Genomic DNA, 15725 nt, shown 5'->3' on the forward strand with positions numbered 1-15725 from the left:
CCATGGCCCGCATCGACGTCACGGACGATCTCGGCAGTTGGATGCAGCTGCAGCCCGACATGGGTGCGGGCCTGGTGGCCTACAGCGAAGCGGTCTACGGCAAGGCACGCCTGCCGCTGCGGGTGCGCGAGATCGCGCGCATGCGCATCGCGCAGATCAACGAATGCGAGGTCTGCCGCAACGCCCGCCAGGAACACGGCCCCGGGCAGGGCGTAGACGAGGCGCTGTACGCCAATGCCGCTGCCTGGCGCACGGCCGATGGCTACTCGGAGCGCGAAAGGCTCGCCGCCGAGTTCGCCGAACGCTTCGCACTGGATCACGTGGCGATGCGGGCCGACGATGCCTTCTGGCAGCGTTTCCGCGCGGCCTACAGCGATACCGAGATCGTGGAACTCACCATGTCCGTGGCGCTGTGGCTGGGCGCCGGCCGCGCCATGCGCGTGCTGGACGTGGGCCAGACCTGCGCGCTGACGCTGCAATCGCCGCCGCCCTGAGGGCAGACTTCCCGCCGGGGGCATGGAACAATCCTCCCTGGCTCCTGTCTGTGGGCCGGACCCGAACCCAGGCCGCCCCTTCATGACCCAGGACACCGACCTCCCCACTCCCCTCCAGGTGGCGCGCCGTATCCGGCCGCTGGACTGGATCATGCTGGTGCTGGCGATCCTGTCCATCGGCCTGCTCAGCTGGGAGACCTGGGGCTCGGTCACCGAGGTGCAGCGCGACTGGATCCTGCGCACCGACGTGCTGATCTGCGCCCTCTTCGCCGCCGAGTTCCTGTGGCGCTGGCGCGAGGAAGGCTGGCGGCGCGCCTACTTGGGCCGCAACTGGTACGAGATCCTCGGCATGATCCCCATCGCCTCGCCGGCGCTGCGCGGATTCCGCCTGTTCCGCGTGATCCGCATCCTGATCCTGCTCGGCCGCTTCGGCATGGCTGCCGACCGCGCGCTGGGCGACGACTTCACTTACCGCCTGGTCCGGCGCGTCAAGAAGGCCATCGTTGGCTCGATCAGCAGCGCCGTCACCGTCGCCGTGCTCAACGAGGTGGCGGACGTGATGGCCCGCGGCACCTACACCAAGAACATCTCCCGCGCCCTGGAGGAAAACCAGAACGAGCTGCGCGCGATGATCCTGGAGAAGCTGCGCGAGGACCAGCAGACCGGCCGCCTCAAGCGCCTGCCGTTCTACAACGACATCGTGGAGAGCGTGATCGACGCCGCCATGCGCGTGATCGAGCAGGTGCTGAACGACCCGCGCACCGACGAACTGGTGTCCGACATGCTGCGCGAAAACCTCACGCAGTTGCGCACGGCCATCGAGCAGAAGGACCGCGAAGAGCACCGCTGAGCGAGCACCTCAGGCGCCGCTCAGGGCATAGACCGGCGTGGGCGCGTCAAAACCCTTGAACTGCTCCGGCTCGCGCGCCAGTGCCGGGAATTCCGGCTGATCCTGCAGCGCCTCGCGCGTACGGCGGTCGCAGAGCACCTCCCCCGCCTCGGCGCGCTGGCACAGCCGCGCCGCGAGGTTCACGGCATTGCCCACGGCCACGTACTCCAGGCGGCCCGCGCCCTGGATCGCGCCCACCGTGAGGTGCCCGGTGGCAATGCCAATGCCCAGGCCCAGCTCGCCTTCGCGCCGCAGCAGCGGCTGCGCCTCGCGCATCAGCTCCAGCGCCAGGCTCACCGCCGCTCGCGCATGATCCTCCACCGGTAGCGGCGCGCCCACCAGCACCAGCAGGCCGTCGCCGGCGTGGTCCTTCACCGTGCCGCCGTGCTTCGCCGCAACCTCGCCGGCCAGCTGGTAGAAGCGCTGCAGCAGGTCCATCACCTCGTCCGAGACGCGCTCGGCGGCGAAGCGCGTGAAGCCACGCAGGTCGCAGACCACCACGCTGATCTGGCGCCGCTCGCGGCGCATCACCTGCCCCATGCCCTGCAGGTTCACCACCCGCGCCACCTGCGGCGACAGGAACTGGCGCATGAATTCGCCGCGCTGCGCCTGCACGATGTAGTAGCGCACCGAGCCGCCGAGGAACACCAGCAGGCCCAAAGCGATGGAAACCGGCACGTAGCGCTCCGCCAGCACCAGGCCACCCAGCAGGAAGGGCGCGGAGATCACCAGAGCGCGCAGGCGGCCGCACTCGGCGGGGTCCGCGCTCACCACCATCAGGATGACGATGGCGATGCCGGACAGCAGGATGCTGCTGCCCAGCACCGGCGTGAACACCGCCCACTCCAGGCCGCTGAGGCGCATCACGCCCGGCTGGTCCTGCAAGGCCGCCTCGGGCGCGATGGCGATGTAGCCCAGTGTCATCGCGCCATAGACCAGGCCCAGCAGTTGCGACACGCGAAACAGCCCCTGGATCGTGCGCTGCAGCTTGGCCGCCGACAGCACGGCGATGCGCCGCGCCCATTCGATGCCCACCAGGATGTTCGCCGCCTCCAGCAACCGCGCCAGGACCGCCGCCTGGATCTGCCAGGCGGTGCTGCCGGCGTGCTCGAACAGGCTCAGGCCGAGGCGCAGGCCCAGCAGCAACATGGCGATCGCCAGGGCGCGGCTGGCGCCGCTGCGGGGATCGCTCATCAGCACGATCACACCCATGCCGGCAGCGATGATGCCGACGACCAGGTAAGCGGTATGGACAGAGCTCATGCGCCCAGGTTAACCGTTCATCCGGCGTACAGCATTGGCCGCCCCGGCAGATGCGCTGTCAACGGCCGCGCTCACGGGCCGTTGTACCGGATGTCTCCCCCAAGGACCCTGACGATGAACCTGAAGACCCTCACCGCCGCACTCGCACTCGGCCTCGCCTCCCTGAGCCTGCCGGCCCTCGCCGCCACCCCGGACCAGCCGCCCGTGCCTGGCACCACCGACGCACAACCCTGGAAGCAGAAGCTGCAGGAGAAGTGCGCCGCCAACCCGCAGAAGTGCGAGGAGATGAAGAAGAAGCACGAGACCCGCAAGGCCGAATGCGCGGCCGACCCCGCGAAATGCAAGAAGGACCGCCGCGCCCACAGCAAGGAGCGCCACGACAAGTGCATGGCCGACGCCAACTGCAAGGCGAAGCTGGAGCAGCACAAGGCCAAGCGCGAAGCGCGCCAGGCCGAATGCGCCAAGGACCCGGCCAAGTGCAAGGCCGAGCGCCAGGAGCACCGTGAGAAGCGCAAGGCAGCCTGCGAAGCGGACGCCAACTGCAAGGTGAAGCTGGAGAAGCGCCAGGCGGCACGTGCGGAACGCTGCGCGAAGGACCCTTCGGCCTGCGAGCCGCCGCGCAAGCCCTGGGAAGGCACGGGCACCGCGCCGAGCGCGCCGCGCTGATCCACCGCTCACACCGAGTAGCGCAGCGTATCGAGGTGCCCAACACAGGTCCCTCGACGCACGTTGAAGGCTACCCCTCATGACTCCCATCACCCCTTTCAGCTTGAAAGGGGTTTCTTTTTTCAGCCCTTCAATCCCGCCTTCTTGCGGTACTCCCCCGGGCTCATCCCCGTCCACTGCCGGAAGGCCCGGTGGAAGGCGCTGGGCTCGGCAAAGCCCAGGGCCTGGGCCACATCCAGCACGCTGCGCTTCGGGTCGGTCAGGTATTCCAGCGCCAGATCGCGGCGGCGGGCGCTTTTCTCGATACGGTAGGACGACCCCTCCTCCTCCAGGCGACGGCGCAGCGTGGTCGGATGGCGTCGCAGCTGCCAGGCCAGCTCGTCGAAATCCGGCCATTGCTCCGGAGGGGTCTCGCGCAGCAGGCGGCGCACCCGGTGCGCCACGCTCTGCGGGTCCTTGTACTTGAGCAGGAAGTTGTGCGGCGCGCCGCGCAGGAATTCACGGGCGCTGGCCTCGGTCTGCACCACCGGCGCGTCCAGGTCGGCGGCGCTGAAGGCGAAGCGCGTCACCGGCCGCTCGAAATGCAGGGTCTCGCCCACGATCAGCAGGTACTCGTCCTGCCAGGCCGGCGGCGGATAGGAGAAGTCGGCCTCGTGGATGACGATGCGCCGGCGCACCAGCCAGCACACCAGGCCGTGCAGCATCACGAACAGGGTCTCGTGGGCGAAGACCTGCGCCTCCCGGGCCCGGGGCCCCTGCTCCACGAAGCGCAGCGCCGCCTCCGGCCCCTCCAGGTCCAGTTCCACCTGGGTGTCGGCCAGCAGCAGGTTGACCAGCCGGGCACCCCGGACCAGGGCCGTGCGCAGGTCCGGGGTGTGCAGCATCAGATGGCACAAAGTGGCAAAACTGCCCACCCGCATCGGGCGGGAGTCCAGGCCGAACAGCTCGTCGTCCAGCAACTCGGCTATGCTCAGCCAGAGGCTGCCGAAGACCTCCGGCCCCACACGCGTGCGGTCGTCCGCCAGCAGGTCCGCGGCCAGCCCGGCTTTTTCGAGCGCCAGGGCCGGGTCCAGGCCGCGACGGGCCACGGCCTGCAGGGCCTGCCGGACGAAGGCCGCGGCAATGGTGCCCCGGGATTCAGCGGGCCGTGCCATGGACGGAGGATTGGGAAGGCCGGACAGGATTCATATGGCAAATTCTGTCACTAAACGAGATGCTTTTGGGCATCGCCCCGCAAGCCGGGCTGGCGTAACGTTCCCGGGTTTCCCGATTGCCAGGATCTGACCATGACCGCCCAGCCCGCCACCGCCACCCGCCAGACCGAGACCAGCGAGGCCACCCCGCTGCGCTTCGTCACCGCCGCCAGCCTGTTCGACGGCCATGATGCCGCGATCAACGTGATGCGCCGCCTGATCCAGGGCAAGGGCGCCGAGGTGATCCACCTGGGCCACAACCGCTCGGTGGAGGACATCGTCCGCGCGGCGCTGCAGGAAGACGCCGACGGCATCGCGCTGTCCAGCTACCAGGGCGGCCACAATGAGTTCTTCAAGTACATGGTGGACATGCTCGCCGAGCGCGGCGCCCCACACATCCGCGTGTTCGGCGGCGGCGGCGGCACCATCACGCCGGAAGAGATCGCGGTGCTGCACTCGCAGGGCGTGGAGTACATCTACCACCCCAACGACGGCGCCAAGCTGGGCCTCACCGGCATGATCGACGACCTGGTCGAGCGCGCCCACAAGCACCGCCTGGATACCCGCGTGCCGGCCAAGGTCTCGGCCGACGACGAGATCAGCATCGGGCAGATGCTCTCGACCATCGAGGAAGGCGCCCTGCCGGAGGCCGACCTGGCCCGCCTGCGCAAGGAATGGCAGCTGGCCGGCGCCAAGACGCCCGTCATCGGCTTCACCGGCACCGGCGGCGCCGGCAAGTCCTCCGTGGTGGACGAGTTGCTGCTGCGCTTCCTGCAGGCCTTCCCAGAGATGCGCATCGCCGTGCTGGCCGTGGACCCCACCCGCCGCCGCTCCGGTGGCGCCCTGCTGGGCGACCGCATTCGCATGAACTCGCTGCGCAGCAAGCGCCTGTTCATGCGCTCCATGGCCACGCGCCGCCAGCACGCCGCCACCAACACCGTGCTGAAGGACTGCGTCGCCTTCCTGCGCGGCCAGGCCTATGACCTGGTGATCGTGGAGACCGCCGGCATCGGCCAGAGCGACTCCGAGATCGTCGACCTGGTGGACTTCCCGGTCTACGTGATGACCAGCGAATACGGCGCCGCCAGCCAGCTCGAGAAGATCGACATGATCGACTTCGCCGAGCTGGTGGTGCTGAACAAGTTCGACCGCAAGGGTGCCGAAGACGCGCTGCGCGACGTGCGCAAGCAGTGGAGGCGCAACCGCGTGAAGTTCGAGCTGAAGGACGACGAGGTGCCGGTCTACCCGACCATCGCCAGCCAGTTCAACGATCCGGGCGTGACCTGGATGTTCAGCAATCTCTGCCGTCTGCTGCGCACCAAGCTCGGCCTGCCGGAAAGCCAGTGGACGCCGGACCTCGACACCTCGCTGAAGGAACCGCGCGCCACCGTGCTGATCCCGGGCAGCCGCGTGCGCTACCTCGCCGAGATCGCCGAGCAGGGCCGCAGCATCAACAAGGATGCGGAGCGCCAGGACGAGACCGCCAACCGGGCCCAGAACCTCTGGGAATCGCTGAAGGAGCTGGGTGACGAGAAGCTGCCCAAGGCCCTGGACTTCTACGCCAACGAGGACCTGACCTCCGGCGGCGACAAGACCCTGCTGACCCTGCGCCAGCGCTATAACGACGCACTGAAGTCGCTGGAGCCCAGCTCCGTGGACCTGCTGCGCGCCTGGCCGGAGCGCCTCAAGGGCGTGACCGACGCGCAGTACACCTACGAGGTGCGCGGCAAGGCGGTGAAGGGCGACAACTACATCGAGTCGCTGAGCCACCAGAAGATTCCGAAGGTGGCCGCGCCGCACTACGAGAGCTGGGGCGAGCTGCTGCGCTTCCTGCTGAAGGAAAACCTGCCCGGCGGCTATCCCTATACCGCCGGCATCTACCCCTACCGCCGCGTCGGCGAAGACCCGATCCGCATGTTCGCGGGTGAAGGCACGCCGGAGCGCACCAACCGCCGCTTCCACTACCTGAGCCAGCCCGGCTCGCCAACGCGCCTGTCCACCGCCTTCGACTCGGTGACGCTGTACGGCGAAGACCCGCACACGCGCCCGGACATCTACGGCAAGATCGGCAACTCCGGCGTCAGCATCGCGACGCTGGACGACATGAAGAAGCTCTACTCCGGCTTCGACCTCTGCGCGCCGAGCACCTCGGTCTCCATGACCATCAACGGCCCGGCGCCGATGATCCTGGCCATGTTCATGAACACGGCCATCGACCAGCAGGTGGAGAAGTACCTGAAGGCCGACCCGGCGCGCTGGGCCGCCGCCGAGAAGAAGATCGCCGAGCTGTTCGCCGGCAAGACCCGCCCGGTGTACTCCGGCGAGCTGCCACCCACCAACAACGGCCTGGGCCTGGCCCTGCTGGGCGTGACCGGCGACCAACTGCTGGACGCAGAGACCTACGCCAGGATCAAGGCCGAGACCATGTCCACCGTGCGCGGAACGGTGCAGGCGGACATCCTCAAGGAAGACCAGGCGCAGAACACCTGCATCTTCTCCACCGAGTTCGCCCTGCGCATGATGGGCGACATCCAGCAGTCCTTCGTCGAGCGCAAGGTCCGCAACTTCTACTCGGTGTCGATCTCGGGTTATCACATCGCCGAGGCCGGTGCGAACCCGGTCAGCCAGCTCGCCTTCACGCTGGCCAATGGCTTCACCTTCGTGGAGTACTACCTGGCCCGCGGCATGAAGATCGACGACTTCGCGCCGAACCTGTCGTTCTTCTTCAGCAACGGCATGGACCCGGAGTACTCCGTGATCGGCCGCGTGGCCCGCCGCATCTGGGCGCGCGCCATGAAGGAGCGCTACGGCGCCAACGAGCGCAGCCAGATGCTGAAGTACCACATCCAGACCTCCGGCCGCTCGCTGCACGCCCAGGAGATCCAGTTCAATGACATCCGCACCACGCTGCAGGCCTTGTACGCGCTGTTCGACAACTGCAACTCGCTGCACACCAACGCCTACGACGAGGCCATCACGACCCCCACCGAGGAGTCCGTGCGCCGCGCCGTGGCGATCCAGCTGATCATCAACCGTGAGCTGGGCCTGAACTTCTGCGAGAACCCCTGGCAGGGCAGCTTTGTCATCGACCAGCTCACCGACCTGGTGGAAGAAGCCGTGTACAAGGAGTTCGAGAGCATCTCCGAGCGTGGCGGCGTGCTGGGCGCCATGGACACCATGTACCAGCGCGGCAAGATCCAGGAAGAGAGCCTGTACTACGAACACAAGAAGTACGACGGCTCCCTGCCGCTGATCGGCGTCAACACCTTCCTGCCCAAGGACCACGGCGGCGAGATCGCAACCACGATCGAGCTGATCCGCTCCACCGAGGAGGAAAAGGGTCAGCAGATCGACAACGTCGAGGCCTACCGCGCCAACCGCAACGGCTATGGCCCGGAGAGCCTGAAAAACCTGCAGCGCACCGCCCGCGACCGCAAGAACATCTTCGAGTCGCTGCTGGAAGCGGTGAAGTACAACAGCCTGGGCCAGATCAGCCACGCGCTGTACGATGTAGGCGGCGAGTACCGCCGCAATATGTAGGCGGAGCGGCTGCAAGCAAAAAGGGCGTGCCGATAGGCACGCCCTTTTGCTTTGCCCTGGACATATCCGGAATGGAGCCTCAACCTTGACGGATGAAGCTCTGCCGTCACAACTCCAGGGGGCCTTGGTGAGGATGCAAGCGCATTTCAAGGCGCTGCTTTTCGTGTTCCTGCTGGCAGGCTGTGCATCCCGCCCTGATCAGCCTCAGGAGAATGGGTTGCTGGTGGTCTCGGTCACGCAACAGGTCAACGGCCCGCTCGACCCACTCCACTACACACAAGGCCCCAACCCCGTTGCGGACTTCAGGTTGCAGAGGCCGGATGGTCGCTCGCGCTGGCTGACTCCCGTCGGATGGTGGCGGGCAGTCAGGATTCCCTGGGACGGCAATCCCGGAGGGGGCACAGGTCGCCTGTATGTCCTACCCCTGCCGCCAGGCGAGTACGCCATTGATGCCTGGAGCGTCGTGTACCGCAACGTTCTCCGCCAGACCGGCTTGCCAGCATCGCCGCCACCACCACTGCGCTTCAACATCCAGCCAGGGCAAATCCGCTACATCGGAAACCTGCATATGGAAATCGACATGGGCGGGGAGTTCGCCGATCCATACAACGTTGTCGCCCTCTGGCCCAAGCTGCGTGACGAACAGTTGCGCGACCTGGCGCTGTTGGCCAGCAAGAAGCCGGAAGCCGCAAAGGCAGCGGAGATCGATCTTCTACCGCTGGGCGACTGGGGAACACCCGTCACTCCAAGTCTCAAGAACCCCTAGGCCCCTCGGATCTTTCCCAGGGCGCCCTTCACGGCATTCACACCCAGCAGCACGAGGCCGCCGACGATGATGCCGGCCACCAGGTTCAGCAGGGTCGATGCCAGGGCACCCAGGCCCGGGACGCCCGACACGACCTGGGCGGCGTGCTCGACAGCGTGATGCAAGGGCGGGATGCCGTGCACGACGATGCCGCCACCGACCATGAACATCGCCGCGGTACCGACGATGGACAGGAACTTCATCAGCTTGGGAGCCAGTGCCAGCAGGCCACGGCCCAGGGCCCGGGCGGCGGCGCTGGCGCGCTGGCTGAGGTACAGGCCGGCGTCGTCCAGCTTCACGATGCCGGCAACCAGGCCGTACACGCCCACGGTCATCAGCACCGAGATCAGCACCAGCACGCTCAACTGCTTGCTGAAGGCAGCGGTGGCCACCGTGCCCAGCGAGATCACGATGATCTCGGCCGACAGGATGAAGTCGGTGCGGATGGCGCCCTTCACCTTCTCCTTCTCGAAGGCCACCATGTCCACGGCGGGGTTGGCCACGGCCTGCACCCGGTCGTCGTGATGCTGCCGGTCGTCCGCCTTGCTATGCAGGAACTTGTGCGCCACCTTCTCAAAGCCTTCGAAGCACAGGAAGGCGCCGCCGAGCATCAGCAGCGGCATGATCGCCCAATTGGCCAGCGCGCTGATCAGCAACGCCGCGGGCACCAGGATCAGCTTGTTCACCGCCGAGCCCTTGGCCACGGCCCAGACCACCGGCAATTCGCGGTCGGCCTTCACACCGGTTACCTGCTGGGCATTCAGCGCCAGGTCGTCGCCGAGCACGCCGGCGGTCTTCTTGGCAGCCACCTTGGTCATCACCGACACGTCGTCGAGGATGGTGGCAATGTCGTCGATCAGGGCTAACAGGCTGCTGGCCATTCGGGGTCTCGTCAGGGAGACCCGATTATGTCAGGACTCCGCGTCGTCCTTGCTACCGCTGCGGCCCGGCCAGGGGCGCGGCGCGGGCGGGTCCAGCCCGGCCTCCGCGGCAGGCTCGCCGGGGCGGCGGCGGAACAGCAGCAGCGAGAAGGCCGCCTCCGTCTCCAGGTCCTGACGGGCCTCCAGGGCGGCCCGGCGCTCGGGTTTGGCCTTCCAGGCGTAGGGCGTCATCCGCAGCAGATGGCCCAGGGCGGGCTGCACCAGGTCCAGCGCAAACTGCACTTCCTGCCGCGACTGCAACTCGAACTGCGCCGCGAAAGGGGCCAGGAACTTGCCCGGATCATAGGGGTGCACCTCGTCGAACAGTTGCTCGCGCAGGCTCTTCAGATGCCCGGCGGCCGGCGTCACCACCAGCACGTGGCCCTCGGGCCGCAGCACCCGGTGCATCTCGGCCAGGTGCATCTGCGTGAAGATGTTGCAGACCAGGTCCACGCTGCCGTCGGCGATGGGCAGGTGGGCGCCGCTGCCGACCAGCCAGGTCACGCCGGGGTAGCGCTTGGCGGCAACACGGATCGCGGGCCGCGCGATATCGAGACCGGTGACCTGCGCCGACACCTCTGCCAGCGCGCCGGTGTAGTAACCCTCGCCACAGCCGATGTCGAGCAGACTCCGGGGCTGCAGCGGCGCGGCCAGCGCCAGCAGGGCGTCGCGCAGCGGCTGGTAGTGCCCGGCCTGCAGGAACTCGCGGCGCGCCATCACCATCTGCGGATCATCGCCGGGATCGCGGCTGTTCTTCTGCTGCACCGGCAGCAGGTTCACGTAGCCCTCGCGGGCGACGTCGAAACTGTGCTCACGCGAGCAGCGCCAGGTCTTCTCCTCCCGCCGCAGCGGTTGCCGGCACAGCGGGCACAGGATCACGGCCATGCCGCGCTCAGGCCGCGACCGGCTTCGACAGCAGGCTCAGGGCCAGCGCCTCGGCCACGCGCAGGCCGTCGATGCCGGCGGACATGATGCCGCCGGCATAGCCGGCGCCCTCGCCCGCCGGATACAGGCCGCGGGTGTTGAGGCTCTGGTAGTCCTCGCCGCGAGTGATCCGCAGCGGCGAGGAGGTACGGGTTTCCACGCCGGTGAGCACCGCGTCGGGCATGGCAAAACCCTTGATCTGCTTGTCGAAGGCCGGCAGCGCCTCGCGGATCGCGCTGATGGCGTACTCCGGCAGCGACGGGGCGAGGTCGCCCAGCAGCACGCCCGGCTTGTAGCTGGGCTCGACGGCGCCCAGCGCAGTCGAGGGCTTGCCGGCGATGAAGTCGCCCACCAGCTGCGCGGGGGCCTGGTAGTTGCTGCCGCCCAGCACATAGGCCCGCGACTCCAGCTCTTCCTGCAGCGCGATGCCCGCCAACGGGCCGGCGGCCACGCCGCCCGGGTAATCCTCCGGCGAAATGCCGACGACGATGCCGGCGTTGGCATTACGCTCGTTGCGCGAGTACTGGCTCATGCCGTTGGTGACCACGCGGTTGGGCTCCGAGGTGGCCGCCACCACGGTGCCTCCGGGGCACATGCAGAAACTGTAGACCGAGCGGCCGTTGGCGGCGTGGTGCACCAGCTTGTAGTCGGCCGCGCCCAGCAGCGGGTGCCCGGCATAGCGGCCCAGGCGCGCGCGGTCGATGATCGATTGCGGATGCTCGATGCGGAAGCCCACCGAGAACGGCTTGGCTTCCATGAAGACCTTGCGCGCTTCCAGCATCCGGAAGGTCTCGCGGGCGCTATGGCCCAGCGCCAGGATCACATGATCGGCCCGCAGGGTCTCACCACCGGCCAGGGTCACGCCGCGCAGGTGGCCGTCTTCCACGATCAGGTCGGTGACCTGCTGCTCGAAGCGCACCTCGCCCCCCAGGGACTCGATCTCCTCGCGCATGCGGGTGACCACGCCGGTGAGGCGGAAGGTGCCGATATGCGGCTTGCTGACGTAGAGAATCTCTTCCGGCGCGCCAGCCTTCACGAACTCCTGCAGCACCTTGCGGCCGTGGAACTTCGGATCCTTGACCTGGCTGTAGAGCTTGCCGTCGCTGAACAGGCCCGCCCCACCCTCGCCGAACTGCACGTTGGAGGCCGGGTTGAGCACGCTGCCGCGCCAAAGGCCCCAGGTGTCCTGGGTGCGCTGGCGCACCGGCTTGCCGCGCTCCAGCACGATGGGTCGGAACCCCATCTGGGCCAGGGCCAGGGCCGCGAAGAGGCCGCAGGGGCCGAAGCCGATCACCAGCGGGCGGTTGGCGTGCCTCGTCGGGGCGCTGGCCACCAGCTTGTAGGAGGTATCCGGCGCCGGGCCGACGTTACGGTCACCCTTGAACTTGGCCAGGATCGCAGCCTCGTCGCGCAGCTCGCAGTCCAGCGTATAGACGAAGTTCAGCTCCGACTTCTTGCGGGCGTCATAGCTGCGCTTGAACACCGTGAAGCCCAGCAAGGCGCCGTCCGGCAGGCGCAGGCGCTTCTGGATGGCCGGGGCCAGGGCCTCCGGCGGATGCTCGATCGGCAGCGAGAGTTCGGTGAGTCTTAACATCGGGGATCGGGTTCGGTGGGCGGTTCGGGAACGGGCCGGCCTGTGGCGCGCATTGTCCCATGATTGCCGCGTGGGCCGGGAGCCGGGGTGCCCGGAAAGGCCTCAGGGGCGACTCCGGGACCCGGGACTGCTATTTTCCCGTAAGAATCCCTTCTGACCGGTGCCGTCTCGTGAACCTTCGCAACGCCCTGCTCCCCGCCCTGCTGCTGGCCCTCGCCGGTTGCGCCCACCAGCCGGAAGTCCCCCCGGCCGCCTTCGGCAGCACCCAGACCCTCAGCGTGGGCCAGACCGTGCGCTTCGACGACGGCCTGAGCCTGGAACTGGAGCGCGTGGAGGACTCCCGCTGCCGCCAGGGCATGCAATGCGTCTGGGCCGGCGAGCTGGCGCCGATCCTGCAACTGCGCGGCGGCTTCGTCGGCGACAAGGCCGTGAAGCTGCGCCTGGCCACCGGCAGCTCCCCCGCGAAGCAGCAGGGCCCTTATCACTTCACCCTGCGCCAGGCCACGCCCGAGGCCGCCTCCGTTACGGTCAACCGTACCCGGCAGCCCTGAACGTCTAGTCCGTTCCGGGGGTGCGCCACCCCGGAGCGAACCGCAGTCTTGGCTCTCGGAAAGAACCCCGGAGGAGCCATGAGCATTGAGCAGCGCAACAAGCAGGCGGCGCAAGCCTTCTTCGACATCCTCAACCGCGGCGACGTACCCGCGCTGATCGCGGCCTATGCCGAAGACGGCCGCTGCGTGACCATGGGCAACACGCTGATCTCGGGCACCTACAGCCGCGACCAGATCGCGGCCGCCGCCGGTGGCATCTACCAGGTCTTCCCCCAAGGCATCCGCTTCACCATCAAGGCCATGACAGCCGAGGGTGAGCGCGTGGCCGTGGAGGCCGAGTCCGAGGGCGCGCACGTCTCCGGGCAGGTCTACACCAACCAGTACCACTTCCTGATGCGCTTCCGCGACGGCAAGGTCGTGGAGTTCAAGGAATACATGGATACCGAGCGGGTGACGGACATCCTCTGCGGTGGACAGAAGCGGCCGTCGACTTGAGGAGTACCACATGAAAATCCTCGTCCTGGGTGGCACCGGCCTGATCGGCGGCCACGCTGCCCTGCATCTCGCCAGCCTCGGTCACCAGGTCACCATCGCCGCACGCAAGCCGGCGACAGTGGCGGAGGGCTCGCCGCTGTCGAAGCTGCCCTTCGTTGCCATCGACTATCTCGCCGAGGGCGACGACCGGGAACTGGCCGGCTTCGACGCCATGGTCTTCGCCGCCGGCAACGACATCCGCCACCTGCCGCCCGGCACCGACGAATCCGCACACTGGCAACGCGCCAACGTGGAAGGGGTGCCACGCTACTTCGAGCGCGCCCGCAAGGCCGGCATCCGGCGCGCGGTGCATATCGGCAGCTTCTACCCGCAGGCACGCCCGGAACTGGTGGAGCAGATCAGCTACGTCCGCGGCCGCAAGCTGGCCTGCGATGGCGCCCGCGCCCTGGCCAGCGACCGCTTCCACGTCTGCAGCGTCAATGCGCCCTTCGTGGTCGGCCACATCCCGGGACTCGTGGTGCCGGCGCTGGCCGCGCATGCCGCGTACGCCCTGGGCCGTATCCCGCAGGTGCCGGTGTTCGCGATGCCCGGCGGCGTGAATTTCATCTCCACCACCAGCCTGTCGGTGGCCGTGGCCAACGCGCTGCTCCGCGGCGATAACGGCAAGGCCTACCTGGTAGGGGACGAGAACCTGAGCTTCCAGGACTACTTCGGCGAGTTCTTCCGCGCCGCCGGCCACGGCGAGCCGCTGCCTCTGATCGACCAGGAGCACCCAATGCTGCCGGACATGGTGCTATACGCGGGGCGCGGCGGCACGATCTACTACGAGCCGGATGCGGCGGAGACGAAGCTGCTGGGGTATCGGCGCAATGACGTGAAGCGGACGCTGCACGAGATCGTGGAGGGGTACCGCTGAAGCCTCAGGCTGGCAGCGAAGCCTTCCTCCGCCCCTTCACCCGCACCTTGAAGCTCATCGCCGGGCCCGGCGTCGGTGCGGTCTTGGTCTTCAGCACGTAGTCCGGGCTCGACAGTTCCAGGTCAAAGCGATGGAACAACTGCGCCATGCTCATGGCCAGCAGGACCTCGGCCAGGCTCTTGCCCAGGCAGGTGTGGTGGCCACGGCCGTAGGGCGAGTAGGCGCCCACCTGCATGTGCTCGGCGCGCTCCTTGGTGTAGCGCTCGATGTCGAACTTCTCGGCGTCCGGGTAGAACTGGTCCTGGTAGTGCGGCACGGCGGTACCCAGGTAGATCAGCTCACCCTCGTTGATGCGGTGCCCGCCGAAGACGAAGTCCTTGTTGGCGGTGCGGATCTGCGCCACGGCGATCGGGAACAAGCGCATGGTTTCCATGATGGCGCCGTTCAGCAGCGGAAGGCTCTTCATGAACTCGTCCTCGTTCACCGGCCCCTTGGCGAAGAACGCATCCACCTCCGCCTGGATGCGCGGCAGCACGCCGGGGTGCTTGAGCACGGTGTAGACGATGGCGGAAGTCGTGTTGGCCACCGTGTCCAGGCCCGCCACGTAGGGGCCGGTCATCAGCATGATCAGGTCGCCTTCCGGCACCAGCTCCGGGTCTCGCGCGTGGGCGTCCATCACGTCGTCGATGAGGGTCTTGTACTCCTCCGGCGTGGGGCTCTTCTTGGCGCGGTAGTCCGCGATCATCTGCCGGCCCAGTTCGAACATGCGGGCCTTGGCGCGCTTGTACTCCGGGAATTTCATCATGAACTGCGGGCGCTGGCGAGTGACCAGCACGTTGAGGATGTAGAGGATCGTGGTGCGGATGTCCTTGACGTACTCGCGCGGCGTCTTGCCGGTGAGCACCATGCCGAGCTGGTCCACCACCAGGTACTGCATGGCCTCCACCACGGGCACCATGGAGCCGACCTTCCAGTCGCGGTCCAGGCTGTTGGCGGTGATGTCCAGGACCTCCTGGTAGCGGCCCTTGATCGACTCCTTGGAGAAGCCGCGCTTCATGATGGCGCGCAGCTGCTTGTGCAGCTCGCCGTCGGTGGCGGACAGCATCTTGGAGGCGCCAAATTCCTTGACCAGCGGCTCCCAGGCTTCGCGTGAACGCAGGCAGTCCTTGCCCTCGCGCGTGCCCATGAAGTTGGCCGCCTCGGCACCGGCGATCACCGTGAGGTGGTTGCCGAAGACGTTGACGCGGAAGGCGGAGCCGTATTCCTTGTAGCACTTCACGAAGAAGCGCGCCGGGTCCGCCGCCATTTCCAGCGTGCTGCCGATCAGCGGCAGGCCACGCACCATCGGCGGCGGTGTGGCATCGGCGAGGGAGACGGCGGCTTCGGGCGTGGACATGGTCGTGCCTGCTGGCTGGAGCGATTACCCAGTCTGATCAGGCCACCCCGCCGCCACATCGCCCTTTTGGGGGGTATCT

At 67.6% G+C, this 15725-nt stretch carries 14 protein-coding genes; 8 read left to right on the top strand and 6 right to left on the bottom strand.

What is annotated here, in order from left to right; genetic code table 11:
• The first annotated feature begins 2 nt into the window (after positions 1-2).
• Both QT386_RS17650 and QT386_RS17655 read left to right on the top strand, forming a co-directional pair.
• The gene (locus tag QT386_RS17650) at positions 3-494 is read left to right on the top strand and encodes a carboxymuconolactone decarboxylase family protein (protein WP_289275062.1); all 492 of its coding nucleotides are present in this window, start codon (positions 3-5) and stop codon (positions 492-494) included.
• A gap of 82 nt (positions 495-576) precedes the next feature.
• Positions 577-1344 carry an ion transporter gene (locus QT386_RS17655; RefSeq protein WP_289275063.1) on the top strand — a complete coding sequence of 256 codons (768 nt, stop codon included), beginning with the start codon at positions 577-579 and terminating at the stop codon, positions 1342-1344.
• 9 nt (positions 1345-1353) lie between these two features.
• Here the strand turns inward: QT386_RS17655 and QT386_RS17660 are convergent, their stop codons facing one another.
• Entirely contained in the window at positions 1354-2646 is a 1293-nt protein-coding gene (locus tag QT386_RS17660) for an adenylate/guanylate cyclase domain-containing protein (protein WP_289275064.1), read from the bottom strand.
• Positions 2647-2760: 114 nt separating this feature from the next.
• Between QT386_RS17660 and QT386_RS17665 the strand changes: the two genes are divergently transcribed.
• Positions 2761-3312, top strand: a complete 552-nt coding sequence (locus QT386_RS17665) for a hypothetical protein (RefSeq protein ID WP_289275065.1) — start codon at positions 2761-2763, stop codon at positions 3310-3312.
• Positions 3313-3434: 122 nt separating this feature from the next.
• Here the strand turns inward: QT386_RS17665 and QT386_RS17670 are convergent, their stop codons facing one another.
• Positions 3435-4466: an AraC family transcriptional regulator gene (locus tag QT386_RS17670; RefSeq protein ID WP_289275066.1), complete on the bottom strand. Its 1032-nt coding sequence runs from the start codon at positions 4464-4466 to the stop codon at positions 3435-3437.
• 132 nt (positions 4467-4598) lie between these two features.
• Here QT386_RS17670 and QT386_RS17675 point away from each other — a divergent pair, with 132 nt between their 5' ends.
• Both QT386_RS17675 and QT386_RS17680 read left to right on the top strand, forming a co-directional pair.
• Complete coding sequence (locus QT386_RS17675) at positions 4599-8045, top strand: methylmalonyl-CoA mutase family protein (protein WP_289275067.1); 3447 nt, start codon at positions 4599-4601, stop codon at positions 8043-8045.
• Between the two features lie 85 nt (positions 8046-8130).
• The gene (locus QT386_RS17680) at positions 8131-8811 is read left to right on the top strand and encodes a hypothetical protein (RefSeq protein WP_289275068.1); all 681 of its coding nucleotides are present in this window, start codon (positions 8131-8133) and stop codon (positions 8809-8811) included.
• Here QT386_RS17680 and QT386_RS17685 read toward each other — a convergent pair.
• The 3 genes from QT386_RS17685 to QT386_RS17695 are packed head-to-tail and all read right to left on the bottom strand — an operon-like array spanning position 8808 to position 12288.
• Positions 8808-9731, bottom strand: coding sequence for a DUF808 domain-containing protein (locus QT386_RS17685; protein ID WP_289275069.1), 924 nt, complete (start codon positions 9729-9731; stop codon positions 8808-8810). The two genes, QT386_RS17680 and QT386_RS17685, sit on opposite strands and share 4 nt — an antisense overlap.
• A 30-nt stretch (positions 9732-9761) precedes the next feature.
• The gene (locus QT386_RS17690) at positions 9762-10655 is read right to left on the bottom strand and encodes a putative RNA methyltransferase (protein ID WP_289275070.1); all 894 of its coding nucleotides are present in this window, start codon (positions 10653-10655) and stop codon (positions 9762-9764) included.
• 7 nt (positions 10656-10662) lie between these two features.
• Positions 10663-12288 (bottom strand): NAD(P)/FAD-dependent oxidoreductase, encoded by a 1626-nt coding sequence (locus QT386_RS17695; protein WP_289275071.1) that lies wholly within the window; start codon positions 12286-12288, stop codon positions 10663-10665.
• Positions 12289-12458: 170 nt separating this feature from the next.
• Here QT386_RS17695 and QT386_RS17700 point away from each other — a divergent pair, with 170 nt between their 5' ends.
• The 3 genes from QT386_RS17700 (at position 12459) to QT386_RS17710 (ending at position 14250) form a co-directional block, all read left to right on the top strand.
• Positions 12459-12839, top strand: a complete 381-nt coding sequence (locus tag QT386_RS17700; protein ID WP_289275072.1) for a hypothetical protein — start codon at positions 12459-12461, stop codon at positions 12837-12839.
• A gap of 78 nt (positions 12840-12917) precedes the next feature.
• Positions 12918-13334, top strand: a complete 417-nt coding sequence (locus tag QT386_RS17705) for a nuclear transport factor 2 family protein (protein WP_289275073.1) — start codon at positions 12918-12920, stop codon at positions 13332-13334.
• Between the two features lie 10 nt (positions 13335-13344).
• Positions 13345-14250, top strand: a complete 906-nt coding sequence (locus tag QT386_RS17710) for an NAD(P)-dependent oxidoreductase (protein ID WP_289275074.1) — start codon at positions 13345-13347, stop codon at positions 14248-14250.
• A gap of 4 nt (positions 14251-14254) precedes the next feature.
• Here QT386_RS17710 and QT386_RS17715 read toward each other — a convergent pair whose 3' ends face one another.
• Positions 14255-15646 carry a cytochrome P450 gene (locus QT386_RS17715; protein ID WP_289275075.1) on the bottom strand — a complete coding sequence of 464 codons (1392 nt, stop codon included), beginning with the start codon at positions 15644-15646 and terminating at the stop codon, positions 14255-14257.
• Positions 15647-15725: the final 79 nt, after the last annotated feature.

This window comes from Solimonas sp. SE-A11, assembly GCF_030345715.1.
In the GTDB taxonomy this organism is placed as follows: Bacteria; Pseudomonadota; Gammaproteobacteria; order Nevskiales; family Nevskiaceae; genus Solimonas_A.